Raw genomic sequence first — 23,055 nt, 5'->3', positions numbered from 1 at the left:
GATTGGAGGAAGCTGTATGTTCAAAGGTAAAGAGGATTTTAAACAAGCTTTTTGTGAAAAGCTGGAAACAAAGCTTGGCAAACAGGTAGACATGGCCACAGAGTTGGATGCTTACAGGGCTTTGGGGTCCCTTTTAAAGGACAAAATCAGCAAAAATTGGCTTCGAACAAACCTGGAGCATGAGAAAAGCCAGCAGAAGCAAGTCTATTACTTCTCTATGGAATTTCTTATGGGCCGGCTGCTGGGAAACAACTTACTTAATATGCAAGTACTATCCATGGTGCAAGAAGGGCTGGCTGATTTAGGACTTGATCTTACTAGTTTAGAAGAATCAGAGAATGACCCCGGACTTGGCAACGGAGGTCTTGGACGGTTAGCGGCATGTTTCTTAGACTCGCTGGCATCCCTCGGTCTTGCTGGTCATGGCTACGGAATCCGGTATAAGTACGGAATGTTTGATCAGCGTATCATTGACGGTTATCAGGTAGAACTGCCGGATCACTGGCTTTCGAAAGAATTTGTCTGGGAGGTCCGTCAGCCAGGGGATGCCGTTGAGGTACGCTTTGGCGGTGAAGTTCATGGAGTGAAAGATGAGCAGGGAAATCTAACATTTGAGTATTCAAATTATGACCGTGTTAATGCGGTCCCTTATGATGTCCCGGTAGCAGGCTATAACAATGAAACGGTCAACACGTTAAGATTATGGTCTGCAGAAGCAACCGAAGAGGATACCCTGTTAAGAGCTTTTAATCACCAGCAGGAATATAACGACTTTCTTGCTCATAAACGGTCGCTTGAGTCCATCTCGGAATTTCTATACCCGGATGATTCTAATGAAGAAGGAAAACAGCTCCGTTTGAAACAGGAGTACTTTCTTGTGTCCGCTGGTGTCCAAAGTGCGGTCAGAGCCTTTGAACGTCTGGAACTCCCTTGGTCTTCTTTTTCAGAGAAGGTGGCCTTGCATATTAATGATACTCACCCAGCTCTTGTCATTCCGGAACTTATGCGAATATTAATGGATGAGAAACATTTGGGATGGGAAGAGGCATGGGAGATTACTCAATCTTCTGTGTCCTATACGAATCACACTACATTAAGTGAAGCTCTGGAAACATGGCCTGTTGGTCTTGTTCGTTCCTTGCTGCCGCGGATTTTCATGATCATTAATGAAATCAATGAGCGTTTTTGTGAAATGCTTTGGAACAAGGATCCAGGTAATTTTAACCGGATTGCCAGTCTTGCGATTATCGCAGACGGACAGGTGAAAATGGCGCACTTATCGATTGTGGGAAGCTACAGTGTCAATGGCGTAGCGAAGCTTCATACGGAAATACTTAAAACACGCGAAATGAAAATATTTTATGAAACGTTTCCTGAACGATTTAATAATAAGACTAATGGCATTACCCACCGTCGCTGGCTGATGCATGCGAATCGTCCGCTTTCCCAGTTAATTACGGAAACAATTGGTGAAAGCTGGAAGGAGAAACCTGCTCAATTAACTGATCTGCTTAAGCATAAAGAAGACACGTCCCTGCTTGAGGAAATTGGCACGATTAAACAGAATAATAAACACAGCTTTGCTGAATTTGTCAAAGAGAATACGGGAATTGTGGTGGATCCATCTTCCATATTCGATGTCCACATTAAACGTTTGCATGGATATAAACGCCAACTGTTAAATGCCCTTCATATTATGTATTTATATACGAAACTTAAGGCGGATCCTACGTTTGATATGGTGCCAAGGACATTTATTTTTGGAGCGAAATCGGCCCCTGCCTATCATTTTGCAAAGAAAGTAATCAAATTGATCAATACCATTGCTGATGTCGTCAATAACGATGCAGATGTGAAAGACAAGATTAAAGTTGTATTCCTTGAAAACTATTCCGTATCACTTGCCGAAAAAATTATTCCGGCCACAAACGTCAGCGAACAAATTTCGACAGCCAGCAAAGAAGCCTCTGGAACGGGGAACATGAAGTTAATGATGAACGGCGCTGTCACTCTTGGGACATTAGACGGGGCCAATGTCGAAATTTATGACTCTGTTGGGAACGATAACATCTATTTATTCGGGTTAAGCTCTAAAGAAGTATTAGAATATTATCGCACAGGTGCTTATTCATCAAGACAGGTGTATGAATCGGATGAACGTGTTCGGAACACGCTGGATCAGCTGATTCATTACAGCCCATTCTCGAGAGGAGAAACTGAGTTTCAGGACATTTATGATTCTCTTGTGACTTATAATGATGAGTTCTTTGTGCTTAAAGATTTTGCAAGTTACATTGACGCGCAGCAAAAGGTAAATCAGGACTTCCAAAACTCCAACCAATGGAATAAGAAAAGTTTAGTGAACATTGCTCATTCCGGGAAGTTCTCAAGTGATCGTACAATTGAGGAATATGCCTCAAGCATTTGGGGAATAAAGCCCGTAAGTACGGTTAGGTAATACTTCTAGAGGGAGGAGTTTAGGTGAAGCAGCAGGATATTTATCATAATAGCTTTAATCAAAAATACAGAGAGCCCTTCGGTGCTGCCCCGAAAGGCTCAAATGTTTCATTAACCATCGACGTTCATACCCGCCACCAAGTCTCACGAATAGTCCTTCACTATATCTACGATCGAACGGATAAAGAACACACCAAGGAATTAGATATTTATAGTGAAGAGCATCAGTATAATTCCTACGAAACGACCATAGTTATGCCGAAAGATCCTCAGCTTGTCTGGTATTATTTTGAAATAGAGATGGATGGGCAGACTTGTTTTTACGGAAGAGAAAACATAGAAGAAAGCGGAGAAGGGATTGTTTATCCCCAAGTTCCTCCGTCCTGGCAGATTACAGTGTTTGATGAGGATTATCAAACACCAGGGTGGTGGAGACACGGAACGATGTATCAAATTTTTCCGGATCGCTTCTATTCTTCAGGAAAGTTAGATTTAGAAAAAGCTCCAAAGACCAGCTTAATGCACACGCATTGGGAGAACGATCCGGTTTATATTAGAAATGCTCGCGGAGAAGTGATTCGCTGGGATTTCTTCGGTGGAAATATTAAAGGCATTATCGATAAATTGGATTATATACAATCACTAGGCACCACGGTTATCTACTTGAACCCTATATTTGAAGCGGAAAGCAACCACCGTTATGATACAGGCGATTACCATACGATTGACCCTCTGTTAGGGACGAATGCAGAATTTGAGAAGCTGGTAAAAAAAGCTGCCGATCGTAATATGGAAGTTATGCTGGATGGGGTATTTAGTCATACGGGAAGCAATAGTATCTATTTCAATCAAAAAGATGAATATGATTCGGTCGGTGCCTATCAGTCACAGGAATCTAAGTATTACCCGTGGTACACCTTTTACAATTATCCCGATGACTATGAAGCCTGGTGGGGGGTCGGTACACTCCCTACGCTTAACAAATCAGACGAAAGCTACCAGAACTTCCTGATTCACGATGAAGATAGTGTCATTAAACATTGGCAGAAAGCAGGAATAAAGCATTGGCGCCTGGATGTAGCCGACGAGCTCACAGATGATTTGATCCGCCAGATTAATCAGCAGCTAAAGAAAGAAGATGACAATAGTGTTCTTCTTGGCGAAGTGTGGGAAGATGCTTCCAACAAATCCGGCCATGGTAACAGAAGAGACTATTTCCTTGGCGGTGTGCTTGATTCTGTCATGAATTACCCTTTAAGGCAGCTGATGCTGGGATTTATTAAAAATGAGTTAGATGCTTATTACATTGAACGCCGCTTGATGACCTTGCGGGAGCACTATCCAAAGCAATACTTCTATTCGCTCATGAATATGTTGTCCAGCCATGATGTGGAGCGGGTGAAAACACTCCTCCATGACTTCCTCCCTGATGATTTAGCGCCGGAAGAGCAGTCCAAGATCGCAAACGAACAAATTAAAGGTTTAAGCCTATGGTTATACTGCTTCCCAGGGGTTCCTTCCCTTTACTATGGGGATGAAGCCGGTGTCAGTGGAGGCGCTGACCCTGATAATCGAAAACCATACCCATGGGGTAGAGAAGAAAAAGAACTCCTTTCCTGGTACAAAAATCTTGGGAAGTGGAGGAAGAAGCATCCTTCTTTACGAACAGGAAGCTGGAAGCCTCATGCCTTGCACAAGGATGTATTTGGTTTTGAGAGGTGGAACGCCAAGGGTGTAGACGAATTTGGCCAGAACACGAAGGATGAGCACTTTGTATACTTGATCAATCGAAACTATAAAGAAGAAAGAAAGGTCACAATGCCGCTTCGCAAGGGCAAGTGGCAGCATATGAGAAAGAAGAATGTACTGAATGTTAACCAGAGGAAATTAACAATTACCCTTGGTCCGAGTGAAAGTATTCTGCTTCGGCATATGCATTAGTACATAACCTGGCTCTTAAGTGAGTCAGGTTATTTTTTTCTAGTTTGGGTAAGGAGGGGATTCAGTCATTTGCAAGTCTATTAAACCGTTATTGTCTGAATCTTCTAAAGATGTTCCACGTGAAACATTATTTTCTAAATAAAGGAAAATTAAGCTATTGATTTAAAATTCACCATCACTCCTCTATAATGTGGGAAAGTGAAAATGAAGGAGAGGCTTATGAACTCATATCATCAAAATTTAACAGCCAAATATAAACAAGAGAATGAACATAAAGGACGGTTACTCATTAGCTGTCCAGATCAACCAGGAATCGTCTCAGCTATTTCAAGATTTTTGTATGAAAACCAGGCAAATATCATTGAGTCCAGTCAATATACGACCGATCCTGAAGATGGCACCTTCTTTATGCGGATTGAATTTGAATGTGAAAAGCTGAAAGAGAAAGAACTGGAATTCAAGGACAAGTTTGCGGCAGTTGCCCAATCCTTTTCAATGAATTGGAAGTTTACATGTGTCAGTGATGTGAAGAAAACCGCGATTTTCGTTTCTAAAGAACTTCACTGTCTTCGTGAATTGCTGTGGGAATGGCAGAGCGGAGACTTAATGACGGAAATTTCTGTAGTTATTAGTAATCATGATGACGCACGGGAGATCGTAGAATCCTTTGATCTCCCCTTCTATCATATTCCGGCCAATAAAGAAATTCGGAAAGAGGCAGAAGCAGACCAGCTAGCATTACTTGAGAAATATGACGTAGACCTGATCGTGTTAGCAAGATATATGCAAATTCTGACGCCTGACTTTGTGTCTTCTCACCCATCACAAATTATTAATATCCATCACTCCTTTTTACCGGCATTTGTGGGAGCTAATCCTCATAAGCGTGCCTACGAGCGCGGTGTGAAATTAATAGGGGCCACTTCTCATTATGTGACTAATGATTTAGATGAAGGTCCAATAATAGAACAGGATATTATGAGAGTGGACCACAGGGATAACGTAAACGATTTGAAAAAGATCGGACGATCCGTGGAACGAAGTGTGCTTGCCCGAGGAGTTAAGTGGGACTTAGAGGACCGGATCATAGTTCACGAGAATAAAACGATTGTATTTTAACAACATTTACCTGCTCATTTTCGAGCGGGTACCCTTATAATTAGGTATAGCTGGGAAAGGAGCTGGAAATATGGGATTTTTAGATGGATTAATGGGTAACGCCAGTGAAGTAGACCAGGATAAGGTAGAGAAAGAATTAGCAGGGCTTTTAATAGATGGAGAAGACTTTCAAACGGGTTATAAAATAATTAGAGACTTGTTTATTTTCACTAATAAACGGTTGCTTTTAATAGATAAACAAGGGATGTCTGGTAAGAAAGTAGATTATCATTCTATTCCTTACAAGAGCATTACTCATTTCAGTGTCGAAACTGCCGGCAGCTTTGACCTGGATTCCGAGTTAAAAATCTGGATCTCTGGTACAAGTGTGCCAATAGAGAAAACCTTTAAGAAAGATAGTCCTGTTAACGAGGTTCAGAGAACACTGGCCAAGTATGTGCTATAAAATTCTATGGAAAAAGCGGCGCAAGCAAATGCTTGCGCCGCTTTTTTATACTTTAAAACTTTTTATTTAGTCAGGCATATAGCTTGCAGAAAACACGGTTTGGGTGAGGTTGTTTAGATAGTGAATGAACCTTCGGCCACGAACGTCCAGTATAAATGTGGAGGACGTTTTTCCATAAGGGTTCTGATCTATCTGGCTTTCCCCGGTCTCCCGAAAACCAAAGAACTTCAGCAGTTCATGGAATGAAGGGGCGGAGGTAGAGATGATCATTTTTCCTCCCGTCAAAAGTAAAGGAAATAAATGATAGAGAAGAAGCAACCCGGTCTCTGTGTCTTCTGGATTCTCACAGGCGGTCATCCTAATATACCAGCCAGGATAAGCATCATGGGTGCCAGTGAATTCTTTCTCTTCCATCATGGAGAGCCCATTAAAGAAACTGCTTGCTGTTGGATGTACCTTGAGCTGTTTGATAGTTTCCTTGCAAATCGGAAGAGTAGTAGACAGACCAAGGGTTTCACCGGCTTCATTCTTAACCAGTTGGCAGGCTGGGTAACCATTGTCCTTCACAGATCCTGTGCTTACCCATCTCCTGTTCTGATCGGGGTAAGCAAGTTTTAACGCCTTCATTTCCTCTTTAAGCTTGCTCAAAGAATCGGGGAGTTGATGAACCAGCGTATCCAGTTCATCAAAATGATCAAGATCGAACGATTGTATTTCTTTTTTTACTGTAGAGGAAGAAGCGAATAACTCTGAGTGATTTACTTCTTCTCTTATATGATGCAAATATTCCTGCAGATTCCTATCTGTGAGCTCTTTCATATCCATTCTATGCAAGTAATAGAAGGCACTCTGCTTACGAAGTCTGTGCTCTTGTTCAGGATTTCGATCACGGAACTCTTTTGAAAGTGCCAATCTTACGGATTCATGAACCGTCCATCCATGATTCGATTGTTTAACAAAAGGCAAAGCAGTAAGTCTGGAATAAGCAGAAAGGGAAACGTTATTTTTTAATACGTAGGACAGCACGGTGTGATCAAACTGGCGGAGAACTGATGCCGCTTGAATCAGGTCAAGATCTTCCTTATGCGAGCATTTATCCAGCCATTCCTTAACAAGATGTGCCAGCCGATCAATCTTATTTTCAGGATAAAGATAAGCAGCTGGCATGTGTCTGTGCGCGAGACGTGCTAATGACAATAACAATGGATTCCCTTGAGTCACGCCCCAGAAGTTCTTCAGTACTTCCTGTCTCTTTTCTCCTTCTGTATCTTTCAAATACCTGCAGGTTTCATCATAATTAAACCCTGTCACTTGCAGCTGAGTAATAGGAAGGTCGGCTTCTTTCTCACCAAGCCAGCCTTCTGTTAACGGATGGCGTCCAGCAAGAACGATCATCACGTTGGTAGGAAGGTGGTTTATAAAAACTTCCCGAAACCAGCGGTCTAATTCTCCTATCCTTTCATAATTATCAACGGCTACAACAATTTGGTACACCTTTGCCGCATTTCTAATAATATGAAGGCAATCCTCCAGACCGAGTGATTGAGCGGTATGAGGCGGTCGGATGTGGAGTTTAGTTGAAATCAGTGCAATCATTTGCTCCGCAAGGAATGATGGAGAATGGATAAAGTCATCGCTGTTCAAGTTGAAAAAAACGACATCGTCCATCGGTTGCGTCACTTTCTGAAAAGCGTGTAGCAGCGAGGTTTTTCCAATTCCAGCCGTACCGTAAATGTGTAGAAGCTGTTTGGTCTTCCTGCTGTCCTGCAAGACTTCTTGAAAACGTTCGGTTTCTCTATTCCTGCCTGTAAAATAATCTTTCTTTACATTCGAAAGAACAGTCGCCATTCCATTATGAACGGGATCCCTACCCGAATCAGTAACCCACACTTTTTATTCCTCCTCTATCCTAATTAAACTTGACCCTTTAAATCGTGCTGAGGAACGTGGCTGATAGGGAACTTCTTAACTCCATGGACACTAGTAAACTCGCAGGTTGGTGACTTTATAATAGAGAGCAATATATTTCATATTAACAGAAAATTCAGATAAATTCAATAGTTTTTTTAAGACGAGCCCTTATATGATCTTGGTTTTACTCTCTAATCATATCTACTCTTAAAGTATCAATTCATGCCAAATACTATTTAAAGACTGAGAAAAATTTTATCAGGAAAAAGCGAGTAAAAGAAATAATTTTTAAAAAATTTAAGTTCGTATTGGTGAAAAAAATGTGTGCGCTTACATCATTAATCTGATAGCTCTTGATCCTTTTTCACATTTGTAAATTTTTCACTAATTTCAAAGAAAACGTGCTTGAACACCGGTACGAAAGCGTGAATCATAGGATTTTTCATGCTATACTAGTAAAAAACTGAAAAAGACAGAATTTTAACACTTTTCATCATGCTTATCAGCTTGGTTGATAAACAGAGGAGGACGTCGTCATGGAAAAGCATGGATATCCTGTCGCACAGGGATTGTACAATCCTGAGAATGAACATGAAGCGTGCGGTATAGGAATGATCGCAAATATTAATGGAACAAAATCACATAGTATTGTTGAGAATGCCATTACCATTCTTTGTAACCTGGAACACCGAGGCGGCCAGGCGGCCGATGTAAGTACAGGGGATGGTGCTGGAATCTTAACTCAAATTCCTCACTATTTCTTCCAAAAACAGTGTGAAAAAGAAGATATAGAACTTCCGGGAGAAGGCGAATATGGGATTGGGATGGTTTTCCTTCCCCAGGACCACTACACCCGTGTGAAGTGTCGTGAAGTGTTTGAAAGAATTGTTGCTGAAGAAGGTCAGAAATTCCTGGGCTGGAGAACGGTCCCCGTCAACGATTCCTTTGTTGGTGATGATGCGAAAAAGACGAAACCATTTATTCGTCAGGCTTTCGTGGCTCCGGCCGATGATATGGAAAGCACACTCGCTTTTGAAAGAAAGCTTTATATCATAAGGAAACGCACAGAGATTGAGATTTCTGTAAAAGAAGGCAATGATGACTTTTATATCAGCAGCTTGTCAACGAATACGATTGTTTACAAAGGGATGCTGATTCCGGAACAATTGGATTCTTTTTATATTGACCTCAATCACCCCGACTTCAAATCGGCGCTCGCTTTAGTCCATTCCCGCTTTAGTACAAATACGTTCCCAAGCTGGAAACGGTCACACCCTAACCGGTTTACCATCCATAATGGCGAATTTAATACGATTAGAGGAAACGTGAATTGGATGAGAGCCCGTGAAGTGCTCTGCGAATCAGAATACTTTAATGAAGAGGATTTACAAAAGGTCCTTCCCGTTATTGATTCCAATGGCAGTGACTCTTCTATGTTCGATAATGCATTTGAATTCTTATACTTATCCGGCCGCTCGCTTGCTCACACAGCAATGATGATGGTCCCAGAGCCATGGTCTAATGATGACTCGATAAAGGAAGAAAAGAAGAATTTCTACGAATATCATAGCTGCCTGATGGAACCATGGGACGGTCCGGCTGCCCTTGTGTATACCGACGGAAAACAGATTGGGGCTTGTCTAGATCGTAATGGACTGAGACCTGCACGCTACTATATTACGAAGGACGGAATGATTGTTCTTGGTTCAGAAGTAGGGGCACTGGACATTTTTGCGGACGATATTCTTCATAAAGACCGTCTGCATCCTGGGAAAATGCTGCTTGTTGATCTGGAAAAAGGCGAAATTATTCCAGATGATCAGATTAAGCTTGAAACTGCTAAAGAACAGCCTTATGACAAATGGCTGGAGGAATATAAATTTGAATTAAATGATCTTCCAGAGCCTGCCGATCAGCCGGAAGAAACGATCAAAGACTTGGTCGATCATCAGCTTGCTTTTGGCTATACCAAGGAAGAATTAAATAAGATTCTTATTCCATTAGTCTCGGATAAAAAAGATCCTGTAGGTTCTATGGGGTACGATTCACCGCTTGCAGTGCTGTCTAAAAAGCCTCAGCTTCTTTACAGCTACTTTAAACAGCTGTTTGCACAAGTAACGAATCCGCCTATTGATGCCATTCGGGAAAAGATCGTTACCATGGTAGAAACCACAATTGGAGCGGAAGGTAATCTTGTCGATCCTAAACCGGAAAGCTGCCGGCAGATCCGACTTCAAACCCCTATCCTTTCGAATCAGGAATTAGAGAAGCTCCGCCAGCAGAACATTGAAGGCTTTGAAACGGAAACGTTCTCTATGCTTTTTGATGCTGTTGAAGGACAAAATGAAATGGAACAAGCTCTTGATCAATTATTTGAACAGGCAGATCGAGCTGTTAAAGAAGGAAAAACGTTACTGGTACTCTCAGACCGCGGCGTTGATTCCAAGCAGGCAGCCATTCCTGCCCTGCTTGCAGTATCCGGCTTGCACCATCACTTGATCCGTCAAGGTACCCGGACGAAAGTAAGTATTTTGCTGGAATCGGCTGAACCACGTGAGGTTCACCATTTCGCTGCTTTACTTGGTTATGGGGCAGAAGCAATTAATCCTTATTTAGCCTATGAATCTCTGAATGATCTCTTGAAAAAAGGTGAAATTGCCTATGATCACTTGGACGATGCGGTTCAGCAGTTCATTCAATCGGTCACGGATGGAGTTATTAAAGTTCTGTCTAAAATGGGTATTTCTACCATTCAGAGTTACCGAGGAGCACAAATCTTTGAAGCGGTTGGAATTCATCCCGATGTAATCGAGAAATATTTCACTCGTACAGCTTCAAGACTTGGCGGTATCGACATGAACATGATCGAAAAAGAAGTATTAATGAGACATAAACAAGCCTTCGGAGAACATCGCTCAGCAGAAAAATCGCTCGACTCTGGAGACGATTTCCAATATCGCAGTAATGGAGAGGATCATCAGTACAATCCGAAAACGATCCACACCCTGCAGCATGCGTGCCGTACAAATAACTATCAATTGTTTAAAGAATACTCAAAAATGCTGACCGATGAAACGAATAACCTGCAATCATTAAGAGGTTTGCTATCCTTTAAGGAACGCTATTCTATTCCCATTGATGAAGTCGAGTCCGTAGAAGATATCTGTAGAAGATTTAAGACAGGGGCCATGTCTTACGGTTCCATCAGTCAGGAAGCTCATGAATCTCTGGCTATTGCAATGAACCGAGTAGGCGGACGAAGTAATACAGGCGAAGGCGGGGAAGATCCTGGCCGTTTTACTCCAGAAGAAAATGGCGATCTGAAACGAAGCTCCATTAAACAGGTAGCTTCAGGACGGTTCGGCGTCTCCAGTCATTATCTTGTGAACGCAGATGAGATTCAAATAAAAATTGCCCAGGGTGCAAAACCAGGGGAAGGCGGTCACCTTCCGGGCAAAAAAGTTTATCCTTGGATTGCTGAAGTCCGCGGATCTACGCCAGGGGTGGAGTTAATCTCCCCGCCGCCGCACCACGATATTTATTCAATTGAAGATTTAGCTGAACTGATTCATAACTTGAAAAACGCCAACCCTAAGGCGAGAGTCAGCGTTAAGCTGGTGTCTGCTGTAGGAGTGGGTACGATTGCTGCCGGAGTTGCTAAGGGCCGCGCCGATTTAGTATTAATCAGCGGCTATGATGGCGGTACAGGGGCAGCGCCTAGAACCAGCATTAAGCATACAGGACTTCCATGGGAAATCGGTCTTGCTGAAACTCACCAGACCTTGCTTCTCAATCGCCTGCGCGACCGTATAGTTGTTGAAACCGATGGAAAGATGATGACTGGCCGGGATGTGATTATTGCGACATTATTAGGTGCAGAGGAATACGGATTCTCAACTGCCCCTCTAGTGGTTCTTGGCTGCGTGATGATGCGCGTTTGTCACTTGAATACCTGTCCGGTTGGAGTAGCGACGCAGGACCCTGAATTAAGAAAGAAATTCATGGGAGACCCAGAACACGTGGCGAATTTCATGCGATTTGTCGCAGAAGAGACGCGTGAGCTGATGGCAGAATTAGGATTTAGAACGATTAATGAAATGGTCGGACGTTCCGATGCGTTAGAAGCGAACGACGCGATTGATCATTGGAAAGCCAAAGGTGTGGACCTTTCTGCTCTTCTTTATCAGCCGGAAGTGAAAGAAAATGTCGGTCATTATGCGATGTTTGAGCAGAATCATGGACTGGAAAAAACGCTCGATGTGGAAGAAATTCTTCCTCTTTGCAAGAAAGCTATTGAAAACCGTGAACCCGTGGAAGGAACCGGGTCCATTCGAAATATAAATCGGGTAACAGGAACCATTCTAGGCAGTGAAATTACCAAGAGATACGGAGAGGATGGTCTTGATGAAGATACCATCCGCCTGACTTTCAAAGGTTCTGCCGGGCAGAGCTTTGGTGCCTTCATTCCTAAAGGGATTACCCTCCGTCTTGTGGGAGATGCCAATGACTATGTCGGAAAAGGGTTATCAGGCGGAAAAATTATTGTCCATCCTTCCCCGAGGTCGACCTTTAAACCTGAAGAAAACACAGTGGCAGGCAATGTCTGCTTTTATGGGGCTTCAGGAGGCGAGGCCTATATTAATGGTTTCGCTGGAGAACGCTTTTGTGTGAGAAACAGTGGAGCGGAAGTCGTTGTTGAAGGTGTTGGAGATCATGGCTGTGAATATATGACAGGCGGCAAAGTCGTCGTCATTGGACCAACCGGCAGGAACTTTGCTGCAGGGATGTCAGGCGGAGTCGCTTATATTCTCGAAGATCCAACGGTTCCTTTTGAAACGAAATGTAATCGGGAGCTCGTATATATTCAAGAGCTTTCCGAGGACAAAGAAATTAAGGAACTCTACGGCATGCTGCAGAAGCATGCGGAGTATACGAATAGTCCTCAGGCACAGCGGATATTGGAGAACTGGGAAGCGTACGTGCCAAAATTCAAGCGGGTTATTCCAAAAGCTTACCTTGAGATTCAAGAACGTATTAAAGACTTAAAAGAAAGTGGTTTAAATAAATTTGATGCAGAAATGACGGCATTTGAAGAAAGCAAAAAGCCAGTACAGGTCTAATTTACAAGGAGGGATACGATGGGGAAGCCAACAGGATTTATGGAGTATGAGCGTCAAACGCAGCCAGAGCGAGATCCATCGACACGAACGAAAGACTGGAAGGATTACACGCTCCCCATGTCAGACGAAGAAGTCCAGAAACAGGGGGCACGCTGTATGGATTGCGGTGTACCCACCTGTCATACGGGAATGGAAATCGAGGGTTCTACCACCGGATGTCCAGTGAACCACCTTATTCCAGAATGGAACGATCTTGTCTATCGCGGTCAATGGAAAGAAGCTCTGAAGGTAGAGCATGAAAAAAATAATTTTCCGGAATTTACAGGTATGGCATGCCCAGCCCCTTGTGAAGGAGCCTGTGTACTGGGAATTAATGAGCCCCCGGTTGCCATCAGAACCGTTGAACGATCCATTATCGAAAAAGGATTCGACGAAGGATGGGTAGTGCCTGAGCCTCCTAAAACACGAACGGGTAAAAAAGCTGCTGTAGTTGGTTCCGGCCCTGCCGGACTTGCGGCAGCCGCCCAGCTGAACAAAGCAGGACATACCGTGACTGTATTCGAACGTGCCGATCGTGTCGGAGGACTCTTAACTTATGGTATCCCGGAAATGAAACTTTCTTATTCTGTAGTAGAGCGGCGTATCAATATCCTCGAACAAGAGGGAATTAAATTTGTTACGAATACGGAAGTGGGTAGAAATTATCCTGTTTCCCGCCTGCGTGAAGAATTTGATTCTATTGTTCTCTGCGGCGGCGCAACCGTACCAAGAAATATCGATGCCGAGGGAAGAGGATTGAGAGGCATCCATTACGCCATGGATTTCCTCCATGCCAATACGAAAAGCCTGCTGGATACGAACCATCAGGATGAGAATTATATCTCAGCAGAAGGCAAGGATGTCATTGTCATTGGCGGTGGCGACACGGGCACCGATTGTATTTCTACCTCTATCAGACATAATTGTAAAAGCTTAACTCAGTTTGATATTTATGATAAAAAAGGTGAAGATCGAGATGACTTAAATAACCCTTGGCCGCAATACCCGATTATTCACCGTGTAGAATATGGGCAGAAGGAAGCGGCAGCCTCTTTGGGCAGAGATCCACGTGCTTTTGCCGTCATGACCAAGAAATTCGTAGGGGATGAAAAAGGGCGCATCAAAGAAGTTCATACAGTCAATGTGAAGCTTACCTTTGATGAACACGGAAACCGCAGCCGTGAAGAAATCCCGGGTACTGAAAAAGTCTGGAAAGCTGATTTAGTGCTGCTTGCGATCGGATTCACCGGTCCAGAACAGGACTTGATCGATAAACTCGGAATTGAAACCGAACAAAAATCGACTGTTAAAGCTGAATATGGTGATTATAAAACCAACGTGGAAGGAATTTTTGCCGCAGGAGATATGAGAAGAGGCCAAAGCCTGATTGTCTGGGCTATTAATGAAGGCAGAGAAGCCGCGAGAGAGTGTGACCGCTATCTAATGGGGTCTACTCAGTTACCATAAATACACTACTACACAGCTCATTTGGATGGAGTCCATTCAGGTGGGCTTTTTCTTTTGGTATCAGCTTTAATTCAGAAGGGGGAAGAGTTTATTCGTTTACATAAGAAGGAAAGAGAGAGGTTTCCCGTAGGACTCTTTTGTAAATGAACGGCACTTCGATTCCTTATTCATATTTCACCAATTTTTGTCAAACTACCTCCAAATAATGATAGAATAGTTAGTATATTCATAAGTTATGAAAAGTAAAGAGAGGGAGATGAATAGTGGATAATCAGCAGACAAAGACTTTTGGAGAGCTCTTAGACAGTACCTTTCAAATTGTAAAAGAAAATTTCAGCAGGCTTTTTTTCATTTTACTTATTTTAATCGGTCCGGTATTTGTCCTTAATTACATAATCCAGATCGTCAGCGGGACAAATCTTATTAGCGAGGCAGGAGATCAGGCAACTTTTTTCCAAACCATTGTTAAAGATATTCAGGACTCCTCTTCCCAGGGTCAGCCGATCGGGGAGGATTTTCAGGGTACAAAGCTCGTATCTGGTATTGTAATGACTGTATTAGGCATCATTTTATATCCTATTGCCCATGCTTCTGTCGTACTTGCTGTAGGTAGAATCTTACATAAAGAAAGCTGGGCTCCAGGAGAATTGATCAAACATGCATTCTCAAGATTTTGGCCAATTTTAGGCAGCGTTCTTTTATTTGGCTTAATCAATGGTGCGATCTTTTTCGGCGGAATTGCAGCTCTTTCTTTTTCTGTGATCGCTGCAATCTCAGGAAGTGGAGGGGGGGCAGGCACCATTCTGTTTTCTCTGTTACTGTTGCTGATTGTATTTGCTGTAGTCGCCTTTCTCGCTACAAGATGGAGTATGTTCTTTGGAAACGTAATATTTAAAAAAGCAGCCCCGGGTCTGGGAGAGAGTTTTAAAATGACGAAAGGCAACTTCTGGACAACATTAGGATTCTTTCTTGTTCTATCACTGATCAATCTAGTGATCAATAGTGTAATTGGGCTAATCGTAGGAGGGATTCTTGGCGGAAGTGTCCTCTCAACACTGATTTCCAACCTTGTTACTTTGGTGACGACCGTGATTTTTTATACAGGTTACACAGTGATGTTCTTTAATTTAAGAACGCAAAGAGAATCTACTGATTTGGAAGAAATGATTTCAACTTTTAAGGGTGATGAGGAAGAACGAACCACTTATTCCTAATTTCGGGTGATGGCAATGATGAAACCAAAACAATCCAAAGAGCAGCTGAAATCAATATTAGAGAAGCATGAATACCAGGCTTATTATGATCATAGTAAAAGTCTGTTTGAGAAACTGAAGGAATGGGCGGGTCATTGGCTCAGCAAATGGTTACATCAGCTATTTCCTGATTCCAACCTTTTCAATCAAGCGGACAAGTGGGGAGCGTACGTGCTCGTTGGACTGGGGGTTGGGTTGTTTATTGTGCTTGTGTATTTCTTGCAAAGAAACTTAGCGAAAACGTCCTCCATAAGGTCTAAGAGTCCATTACAGCAGACGCGGGAGCTGGAATGGTCGTATGAACGTCATTTGGAAGAAGCAGAGGCGCTTCAGCAGGAAGAGCAGTTTGGGGAAGCGATGAGACATGTATTTCTGGCGCTCCTGTTATACTTCCATGAACAAGAGTGGGTCGAAGCTAAGCCCTGGAAAACGAATTGGGAGTATTATGAGGAATTAAAAAGAGTGAATTATCAAACAGCAGAAAAATTTTATCAGCTGGCCATGATCTTTGAGGAAGCTGCTTACGGAAACCGTGAAATTAAACAGAACGAGTATAAAAGTTATCAACAGCAGGCAGCTGCTTGGCTGATGAACAGAAACAAGCATAGAGAGAGCTGAAGGGAGAGAGGGGTATGAATGGGAAGAGAACTTGGCTTTGGATAACGGGAGGTTTACTCCTTCTCTTTATTCTTGCCGTCCTATTATCTTTGGCTCAACCTAAGACTTATTCTGATTATTTATCCACTTCTCCTTCGCCAACAGGAGTAAAAGGGCTGTATTCTTATATGAAACAAGAAGAAACAGAAGTCAGCCGATGGCAAAGTGATCCCCATGCACTGCCAAAATTGAAGGAGCAAGGGTTATTAGTCATGATCCAGCCGTATTACACCCTTACTCAAAAAGAACAGATGGAATATCAGAAATGGATGGAATCAGGAGGGATCATTTGGCTGGTAAATCAGGATCCTGCTGGCTTTTTTCAGATAAAGACAAGGCCGGCACTGCCCGGAGAAGGAAAGACCACCCTCCACAATAAGAACGAGCAAACCTTTCAGGCAGAGGTTGCCAGTAAAGTGAGGCTGAAGCCAAACAAGAAGGATGATATTCTTTATTCGGACAAACAAGGAGCAGTGGCGGTAAAGCGATCCGTGGGCAAGGGGGCGCTGATTGTATCTCTCAGCCCCAGCTGGTTTACCAATGGAGAAATCTTAAAGAATGATCATACCGATCTAATATCGAGCGTGCTGAATACAGCTGACGCAGATACGTTACTCTTTGATGAGTATGTACATGGAAACTCTCATATTCCATCGCTGTTCACTCTTTATCCTAAGTGGATGCTTGTGTTTATTTTGCAGGCGATCGTAATTACCATCTTATGGCTTTGGATGAAAGGAAAGCGGTTTGGTCCGGTCCTGACACCGCGTGAAGAGATGGTCAGGTTCGGGGATGAGCGGTTGCAAGCTCTCGCATCCTGGTATGTTAAAGGAGGCTTCTACAAAGAATCTCTCTCTATTCAGGAGGAATATGTACGTAAACTTATGCATGACCGGTGGGGGATTTCCGTAAATATGGATTGGGAAGACGTACGTTCCTACATGGAGCAGAAGTTAACTAATGAGGAATTCCAGACATGGAAACGCAGAATTGAGAAAGTGATTTCTTTAAAACAGGAAAACCACGTAACCAGGAAGGAATACTTAGATGCTTCCAGGCAATTAGACGACATTCAGAAAGAGGTGCAGATAAGTTGAAGGAACAGCTGACCGTTTTAATGGAAACCTATGAAAAGCATGTAATAGGACAGAGTCACAACCTCAAGCTGCTTTTATCTTCTATTTTAACAGGAGGTCATGTGCTGCTTGAAGGGGTACCGGGAACAGGGAAGACGAAGATGGTACGGACGCTTGCCAGACTTCTCGGGGGAGAGTTTAAAAGAATTCAGTTCACTCCAGATTTATTGCCCAGTGATATTACAGGCAGCATGATTTACAATATGAAATCCGGAAGCTTCGAAACCATTAAGGGGCCGATCTTTACAAATGTTTTATTAGCAGATGAGATTAACAGGACGCCAGCGAAGACACAAGCTGCTTTGCTTGAGGCGATGGAAGAAAAACAATCCACGATTCAAGGTGATACATACCTCTTACCCAACCCTTTCTTTGTGGTCGCAACCCAAAACCCTGTAGAGTTTGAAGGGACCTATCCGCTTCCTGAGGCCCAGCAGGACAGATTCCTATTTAAACTGCATATCGACTTTCCTGCCTTTGAGGAGGAGCTGCTAGTTTTAAAGCAAAGGGTTGATCATGACGAAAGCATGGAGGAAATAAATCCAGTGCTTACTGTAGAAGCATTCCTTGGCATCAGTAAAGAAATTCAGCAGGTGAAGATCAGCGATGCTGTCTATGAATATATGATGTCAATCGTAAGAAAAACACGGGATTCAGAAGCCATTCGATATGGAGCAAGCACTCGGGCAAGTATAGCTATGGCTCAAGCAGCGAAAGCCTGGGCCTATCTATCAGATCGTGATTATGTAACCCCTGACGATGTGAAAATAGTTGCGCGGCCAGCGCTGCGCCACCGGCTGATAGTAGCTCCTCGAATGGAACTGGAGGGAGTGACTCATGACGAAATCATTCAAGACATTGTGGGCTCGATTTCTGTTCCGCGATAACGGTATATTACCGGCACGGCGGCTGATCGGGGCTCTGATGATGGTTTCCATCTTCATCCTTCTGCTTGCTTTATTCGGAGTAGGCTGGGTCTATATTATCCTGATCGATGGGAGTTTGTTAGCGGTCAGTTTATTGGATCTGGGAGGGTCCCCGAAAAAGTCGGAACTTGAATTTAATCGAAGGGTCAAAGAGGAAGTGGAAAGAGGTTTGGAGTATGAAAGCGAAATTACGATAAAGAATCATTCGCTGAAATCAGGAGTGTTTCAACTGGTCGATGATCTTCCTCCTGTGTTTGATCGGCCTTTTCCGATCAGCGGCAAGCTTTCACCGCGTAAGGAAGCATGTCTTCGGTATACTTTTACAGCCCACGTGCGAGGAGACTATCGTTTAGAGGGAGTGTACATACGTTATCAGTCGAGGTTAGGGCTGTGGTCGAAGCAAATGAAGGTGGACCTTCCGGTAGATTTTCAAGTGATTCCTGATTTGACAAGCAGCCGTCATTATTTAGAAGATGCTCAAAAGTTTCTACTGTACGAAGGAGATCAGCGTAAAAAGCAAAAAATAGGTTCGGGAGAGTTTGCGAAAATACGTTCCTACGTAGTCGGGGATGACCTTCGTAAGATTAACTGGCGGCAATCGGCGAAGCTTCAAGAGCTGATGACTAATGAATACGAGCCCGAACACGGGAAATACGTAACCATACTGCTGGATTGCGGCCGGATGATGGGAGTAGAGCTACAAGAAGGAAACCGGCTGGAGCGGACACTGGAAGCGGCCATAACTGTAGCTACGGCTGCTTTAAAAAGAGGAGACTATGTATCCTTACTGGCTTTCTCAAAAGAAATAATGGGATATGTGCCTCCTGCAAAAGGAATGGCTCATCTGCAGACGATCCTGAAGGAGGTCTATTCCCTTCAAGTGGATTCCTATGAATCCAACTATTCTGAAGTGTTTCATTATTTGCAGACCATCCAAAAAAAGAGGACTCTGATCTTGTTGTTCAGTGACGTGAGCACGTTTCTGTATGAAGAAGCTCCCCTTTACTATTTACAAAGACTCAGACGCAGGCACGTGTTTCTATTGGCTGGGATGCAGGATAAGATGATAGAAGAACGAACGGCCCTAGAACCTGAGAATATAAAGACGGCCATGCTTAAGAGTATGGCGGAGCGGCATATTCTTGTGAAGAATAGAGAAATACAGAAATGGGAAAGGCAGGGACTCCAAATGCTTGAAGTCCCTGAAGAAGAGCTGGCAGGTTCAGTAGTAAGTTCCTATATCTCAATGATGAACCGAGGAATGGTTTAACGATCTTTTTCGTATCATCATTGTTCCTACACTGATATAAAGGATAAGTCCAAAAAGCGTTAGAAAAGCAAAGGCGTATTTCGTTTCCAAAGACAGAGAAGAAGGGGTAATGAATCCTTCAATGAGGCCGGCGATCACAAACAGCGGGAGCGTTCCAAGTAACACCTGGACAGAGCGGTAGGCTTGAATTTTCAGCTGGTATCCCCTTGAAAACGGGCCTGGTACAAATAATCTATACCCCATCATGAGACCTGCTCCTCCTGCTATAAATATAGCAGTCAGTTCAATAATGCCGTGGGGGACAATGTATGCACAGAATTCATAAAACTTCCCGTAATGAAAGAAAAATGCGGCAACCGCTCCGATAATTACTCCATTGTAGAGTAGTAAATAAATACTCACGAACCCAAAGGTGACCCCGCCCGCGAAAGCAAGTAATGCGACCTGAATGTTGTTTGTCATAATTGAAGCGGACATCATAGGAGAATCGACTTGTTTCCCGCCTTCCCCAAGATTGGCTGGATCAATAGCTTTCGCCATAGAATCAGGAAGGACAGAATAAAAGTGCATCGGGTCCTGATAGACTGATAGAAAGGCTCCGACAGCTCCTAAGAGAAATAACAAGACAGCAGACAGTACGAATTTCCACTGCTCAGTAAGCAGCTGAATAAACTTCGTGCCAAAAAAAGCTTTCAGCTGCTGCCAGCTTGAGACCTGATCCTGATAAAGTGTGTTATGCGCTTTGGCAACAAGATCATTTAGATACCGGGTCACTTCCTGACCGCTTAAATAGGTCTGAGCATAGGCTAAATGCTGCGCAGCTTTTTGGTAAAGTCTCTGGAATTCTTCTACTTGGCCCGGCGATAGCTGCTGTATATTTTTATTTAAGAGATAAATGGATTCCTCCAGTTGCTTCCATTCCTCGCGATGCTGCTTAATAAATAGTTGATATTTCATAAGCTCCCCCTATCCCGGATTCTAGTATTTTACATTTATCTATATTATAAAAGATTTATAGTGCAGAAAGGAATACTTACGATGCTGATTTTATTTAAGCAGAAAGGAGGCAGTGATGAATCAGGAACAGTGGAACGTCAAAACACCGGAACATGTGTCTCTCCAATTTAAATTAGCTGGCTTAGGCAGCAGAGGGGCAGCACAATTGATAGATATGGTCTTGCTGTTCATCATGTATGCTGGGATCGCCATTGCCGGGGTATTTCTTGGCAGCTTAGATGTTCCGTGGCTCATATCTAAGGTCCAGTCTTTTGTGCTGGCGATCATCATTATAGTGATCTTTTTAATATTTTGGGGATACTTCTTTTTATTTGAAGTGATAACAGGCGGGCGGACTCCTGGGAAGATGCTGCTCGGCGTCAGAGTCATTCAGGAAGATGGCAGCAGTGCTACATCCCTCTCGCTATTAGTGAGAAACCTGCTGCGAATTATAGACATGCTTCCTGCTTATTATCTTTTAGGTTTAATGATGATTTTTCTTCATCCCGGGCACAAACGAATAGGTGATTTAGTAGCTGGAACGATCGTGGTTCATGAAAGAAAAAAGAAAAAGCCAATGAAGAAAAGGAAGCCTACTAAAATAGAAAAGGAAATCAACAACCGCGGCGTTTCAGCAGAGGATATTAAACTGGATGACTCTCTATGGAGAAATTTCACTCAAAAGGAATGGACATTATTAAAAGCCTATATCACCCGTTATCCTCAATTAACAGCGGCTGAAAGGTCGGACTATTCTCGTGAGGTAGCTGGTCTTTTATTCCCAAAGGCAGGATTAGAAATAAACGGTAAAACAGCGTCTGAGCTCCAGGATATGCTGCTTGCGTTTTATCTACAGGCACGTCAAGAATGGGAATTCGAACTTTAGATACTGCCGTATTTTTGTGGAAATAGCTTCTTGAAGCTTATAATACAGATACCACTCATTTAGGAGGTCGAAAGTAATGAAGGATTTAATTGAGGTACATAAAGATCAATTTGTGGAGGAACTTCAGGAATTTTTGCGGATTCAAAGTATTTCAGCTCTTTCTGAACATAAAGAAGATGTGAAGACGGCAGCTCGCTTTCTTGCTGATGCTTTTGAAAGAATTGGCATGGAGCACATTGAGCTGGTGGAAACCGAGGGGCATCCGATCGTTTATGCGGATTGGCTGCATGCGGAAGGGAAGCCGACTGTACTCATTTACGGCCATTATGATGTGCAGCCGGCAGATCCTCTTAATCTCTGGGAAACCCCGCCATTCGATCCGGTCGTCCGAGACGGGAAGATTTATGCGAGAGGTGCCACAGATGATAAAGGACAATTGTTTATGTACGTGAAAGCCTTGCAGCTGCTGAAGGAAAAGAATGGAGAGCTTCCTGTTAATATTAAATTTTGTATTGAAGGAGAAGAAGAACTCGCAAGCCCTCATCTTCCCCCGTTTATTGAGGAGAATCAGGAGAAGCTGGCCGCGGATGCTGTGCTTATTTCAGACACGTCCTTCATAGATGTAAATCAGCCAGCGATTTGTACTTCCTTACGAGGAGCGCTCGCTCTTGAACTTAAGGTGAAAACCGCTAACACCGACCTCCATTCAGGAAGCTATGGAGGAGGGGTGCCGAATGCGATCCATTCTCTAACGAAGATCGTCGATTCTTTTCATGATCGAAACGGAAGAATTGCTGTGGAGAACTTTTATGAAGGGGTACCTGAGCCTACGAACGAGCTGAAACGGGAAGTAGCCGCCATTCCATTTAATGAAGCTCAAACTAAGGATCAGTTTGGCATCCAAGCTCTATTTGGAGAAGAGGGCTTTACGTTTCAAGAACAAACGGGTATCCGCCCAACCCTGGAGATCAACGGGATCACTGGCGGGTTTCAAGGAGAGGGGATCAAGACGATTATCCCTAGTGAAGCCAGCGCTAAAATTAGCTGCCGACTGGTGGGAGACCAGAACCCTCAGGAGGTTTACGAACGGATTGAAGAGCATATCCAATCTCATAAACCCTCGGGAGCCACGGTGGAGCTCCACCAATTTATTAAAGCAAAGCCGGTCTCACTTGATTCACAAACTATGATGATTCAAAAGGCAGCAGACGCTTATGAAGCAGTGTATGGGGTGCGTCCGTTGTTCCCGAAAGAAGGCGGGTCCATCCCTATTGTGGAAGTCTTCTCCAGGGTATTGAACGTTCCTGTAGTGTTAATGGGCTTTGGTCTTCCATCGGAAAATTTACATGCCCCTAATGAACATTTTCATTTAAATAACTTTACTAGAGGAATGGAAACCATTGGCCATTATCTCGAATCTCTGTAAAAAAAA

General features: G+C 43.3%; 15 protein-coding genes. 13 read left to right on the top strand and 2 right to left on the bottom strand.

Translation table 11 applies throughout. The features are described from left to right. Nucleotides 1-16 precede the first annotated feature (16 nt). From Q7A53_RS20550 to Q7A53_RS20535, 4 genes are all read left to right on the top strand, one after another. On the top strand, nucleotides 17-2,458 hold the full coding sequence (locus Q7A53_RS20550) for a glycogen/starch/alpha-glucan phosphorylase (RefSeq protein WP_411791086.1): 2,442 nt from the start codon (nucleotides 17-19) through the stop codon (nucleotides 2,456-2,458). A gap of 23 nt (nucleotides 2,459-2,481) precedes the next feature. After that, complete coding sequence (locus tag Q7A53_RS20545) at nucleotides 2,482-4,398, top strand: glycoside hydrolase family 13 protein (RefSeq protein ID WP_411791085.1); 1,917 nt, start codon at nucleotides 2,482-2,484, stop codon at nucleotides 4,396-4,398. A gap of 219 nt (nucleotides 4,399-4,617) precedes the next feature. After that, nucleotides 4,618-5,517, top strand: a complete 900-nt coding sequence (purU, locus tag Q7A53_RS20540) for a formyltetrahydrofolate deformylase (RefSeq protein WP_411791084.1) — start codon at nucleotides 4,618-4,620, stop codon at nucleotides 5,515-5,517. A gap of 70 nt (nucleotides 5,518-5,587) precedes the next feature. Then, complete coding sequence (locus Q7A53_RS20535) at nucleotides 5,588-5,962, top strand: PH domain-containing protein (RefSeq protein ID WP_411791083.1); 375 nt, start codon at nucleotides 5,588-5,590, stop codon at nucleotides 5,960-5,962. 66 nt (nucleotides 5,963-6,028) lie between these two features. On the opposite strand, the gene Q7A53_RS20530 is transcribed toward Q7A53_RS20535, so the two are convergent. Beyond that, a complete protein-coding gene (locus Q7A53_RS20530; RefSeq protein ID WP_411791082.1) occupies nucleotides 6,029-7,852 on the bottom strand; it encodes an AAA family ATPase in 1,824 nt (607 codons plus the stop codon). 557 nt (nucleotides 7,853-8,409) lie between these two features. On the opposite strand from Q7A53_RS20530, the gene gltB reads away from it, so the two are divergent. From gltB to Q7A53_RS20495, 7 genes are all read left to right on the top strand, one after another. Next, nucleotides 8,410-12,993, top strand: a complete 4,584-nt coding sequence (gene gltB, locus Q7A53_RS20525) for a glutamate synthase large subunit (protein ID WP_411791081.1) — start codon at nucleotides 8,410-8,412, stop codon at nucleotides 12,991-12,993. Between the two features lie 18 nt (nucleotides 12,994-13,011). Beyond that, nucleotides 13,012-14,499 (top strand): glutamate synthase subunit beta, encoded by a 1,488-nt coding sequence (locus tag Q7A53_RS20520; RefSeq protein WP_411791080.1) that lies wholly within the window; start codon nucleotides 13,012-13,014, stop codon nucleotides 14,497-14,499. A gap of 263 nt (nucleotides 14,500-14,762) precedes the next feature. After that, the gene (locus tag Q7A53_RS20515; protein ID WP_411791079.1) at nucleotides 14,763-15,713 is read left to right on the top strand and encodes a hypothetical protein; all 951 of its coding nucleotides are present in this window, start codon (nucleotides 14,763-14,765) and stop codon (nucleotides 15,711-15,713) included. Between the two features lie 15 nt (nucleotides 15,714-15,728). Then, nucleotides 15,729-16,370 (top strand): DUF4129 domain-containing protein, encoded by a 642-nt coding sequence (locus Q7A53_RS20510; RefSeq protein ID WP_411791078.1) that lies wholly within the window; start codon nucleotides 15,729-15,731, stop codon nucleotides 16,368-16,370. Nucleotides 16,371-16,384: 14 nt separating this feature from the next. After that, entirely contained in the window at nucleotides 16,385-17,506 is a 1,122-nt protein-coding gene (locus tag Q7A53_RS20505; RefSeq protein ID WP_411791077.1) for a DUF4350 domain-containing protein, read from the top strand. After that, nucleotides 17,503-18,432 carry an AAA family ATPase gene (locus tag Q7A53_RS20500; RefSeq protein ID WP_411791076.1) on the top strand — a complete coding sequence of 310 codons (930 nt, stop codon included), beginning with the start codon at nucleotides 17,503-17,505 and terminating at the stop codon, nucleotides 18,430-18,432. Before Q7A53_RS20505 ends, Q7A53_RS20500 begins: the two co-directional genes overlap by 4 nt. Beyond that, nucleotides 18,383-19,741, top strand: a complete 1,359-nt coding sequence (locus tag Q7A53_RS20495) for a DUF58 domain-containing protein (RefSeq protein ID WP_411791075.1) — start codon at nucleotides 18,383-18,385, stop codon at nucleotides 19,739-19,741. The genes Q7A53_RS20500 and Q7A53_RS20495 overlap by 50 nt, the downstream gene beginning before the upstream one ends. On the opposite strand, the gene Q7A53_RS20490 is transcribed toward Q7A53_RS20495, so the two are convergent. Continuing rightward, nucleotides 19,715-20,698: a stage II sporulation protein M gene (locus Q7A53_RS20490; RefSeq protein WP_411791074.1), complete on the bottom strand. Its 984-nt coding sequence runs from the start codon at nucleotides 20,696-20,698 to the stop codon at nucleotides 19,715-19,717. The genes Q7A53_RS20495 and Q7A53_RS20490 overlap by 27 nt on opposite strands. 115 nt (nucleotides 20,699-20,813) lie before the next feature. Here Q7A53_RS20490 and Q7A53_RS20485 point away from each other — a divergent pair, with 115 nt between their 5' ends. Both Q7A53_RS20485 and Q7A53_RS20480 read left to right on the top strand, forming a co-directional pair. Continuing rightward, the gene (locus tag Q7A53_RS20485; protein ID WP_411791073.1) at nucleotides 20,814-21,623 is read left to right on the top strand and encodes an RDD family protein; all 810 of its coding nucleotides are present in this window, start codon (nucleotides 20,814-20,816) and stop codon (nucleotides 21,621-21,623) included. A gap of 76 nt (nucleotides 21,624-21,699) precedes the next feature. Further along, a complete protein-coding gene (locus Q7A53_RS20480; RefSeq protein WP_411791072.1) occupies nucleotides 21,700-23,049 on the top strand; it encodes a dipeptidase in 1,350 nt (449 codons plus the stop codon). Nucleotides 23,050-23,055 lie beyond the last annotated feature (6 nt).

The organism is Halobacillus rhizosphaerae (assembly GCF_046719735.1).
GTDB lineage: Bacteria > Bacillota > Bacilli > Bacillales > Halobacillaceae > Halobacillus_B > Halobacillus_B rhizosphaerae.
The sequence above is the reverse complement of the archived record's forward strand: the minus strand, read 5'-3'. Positions and strand labels throughout refer to the sequence as shown.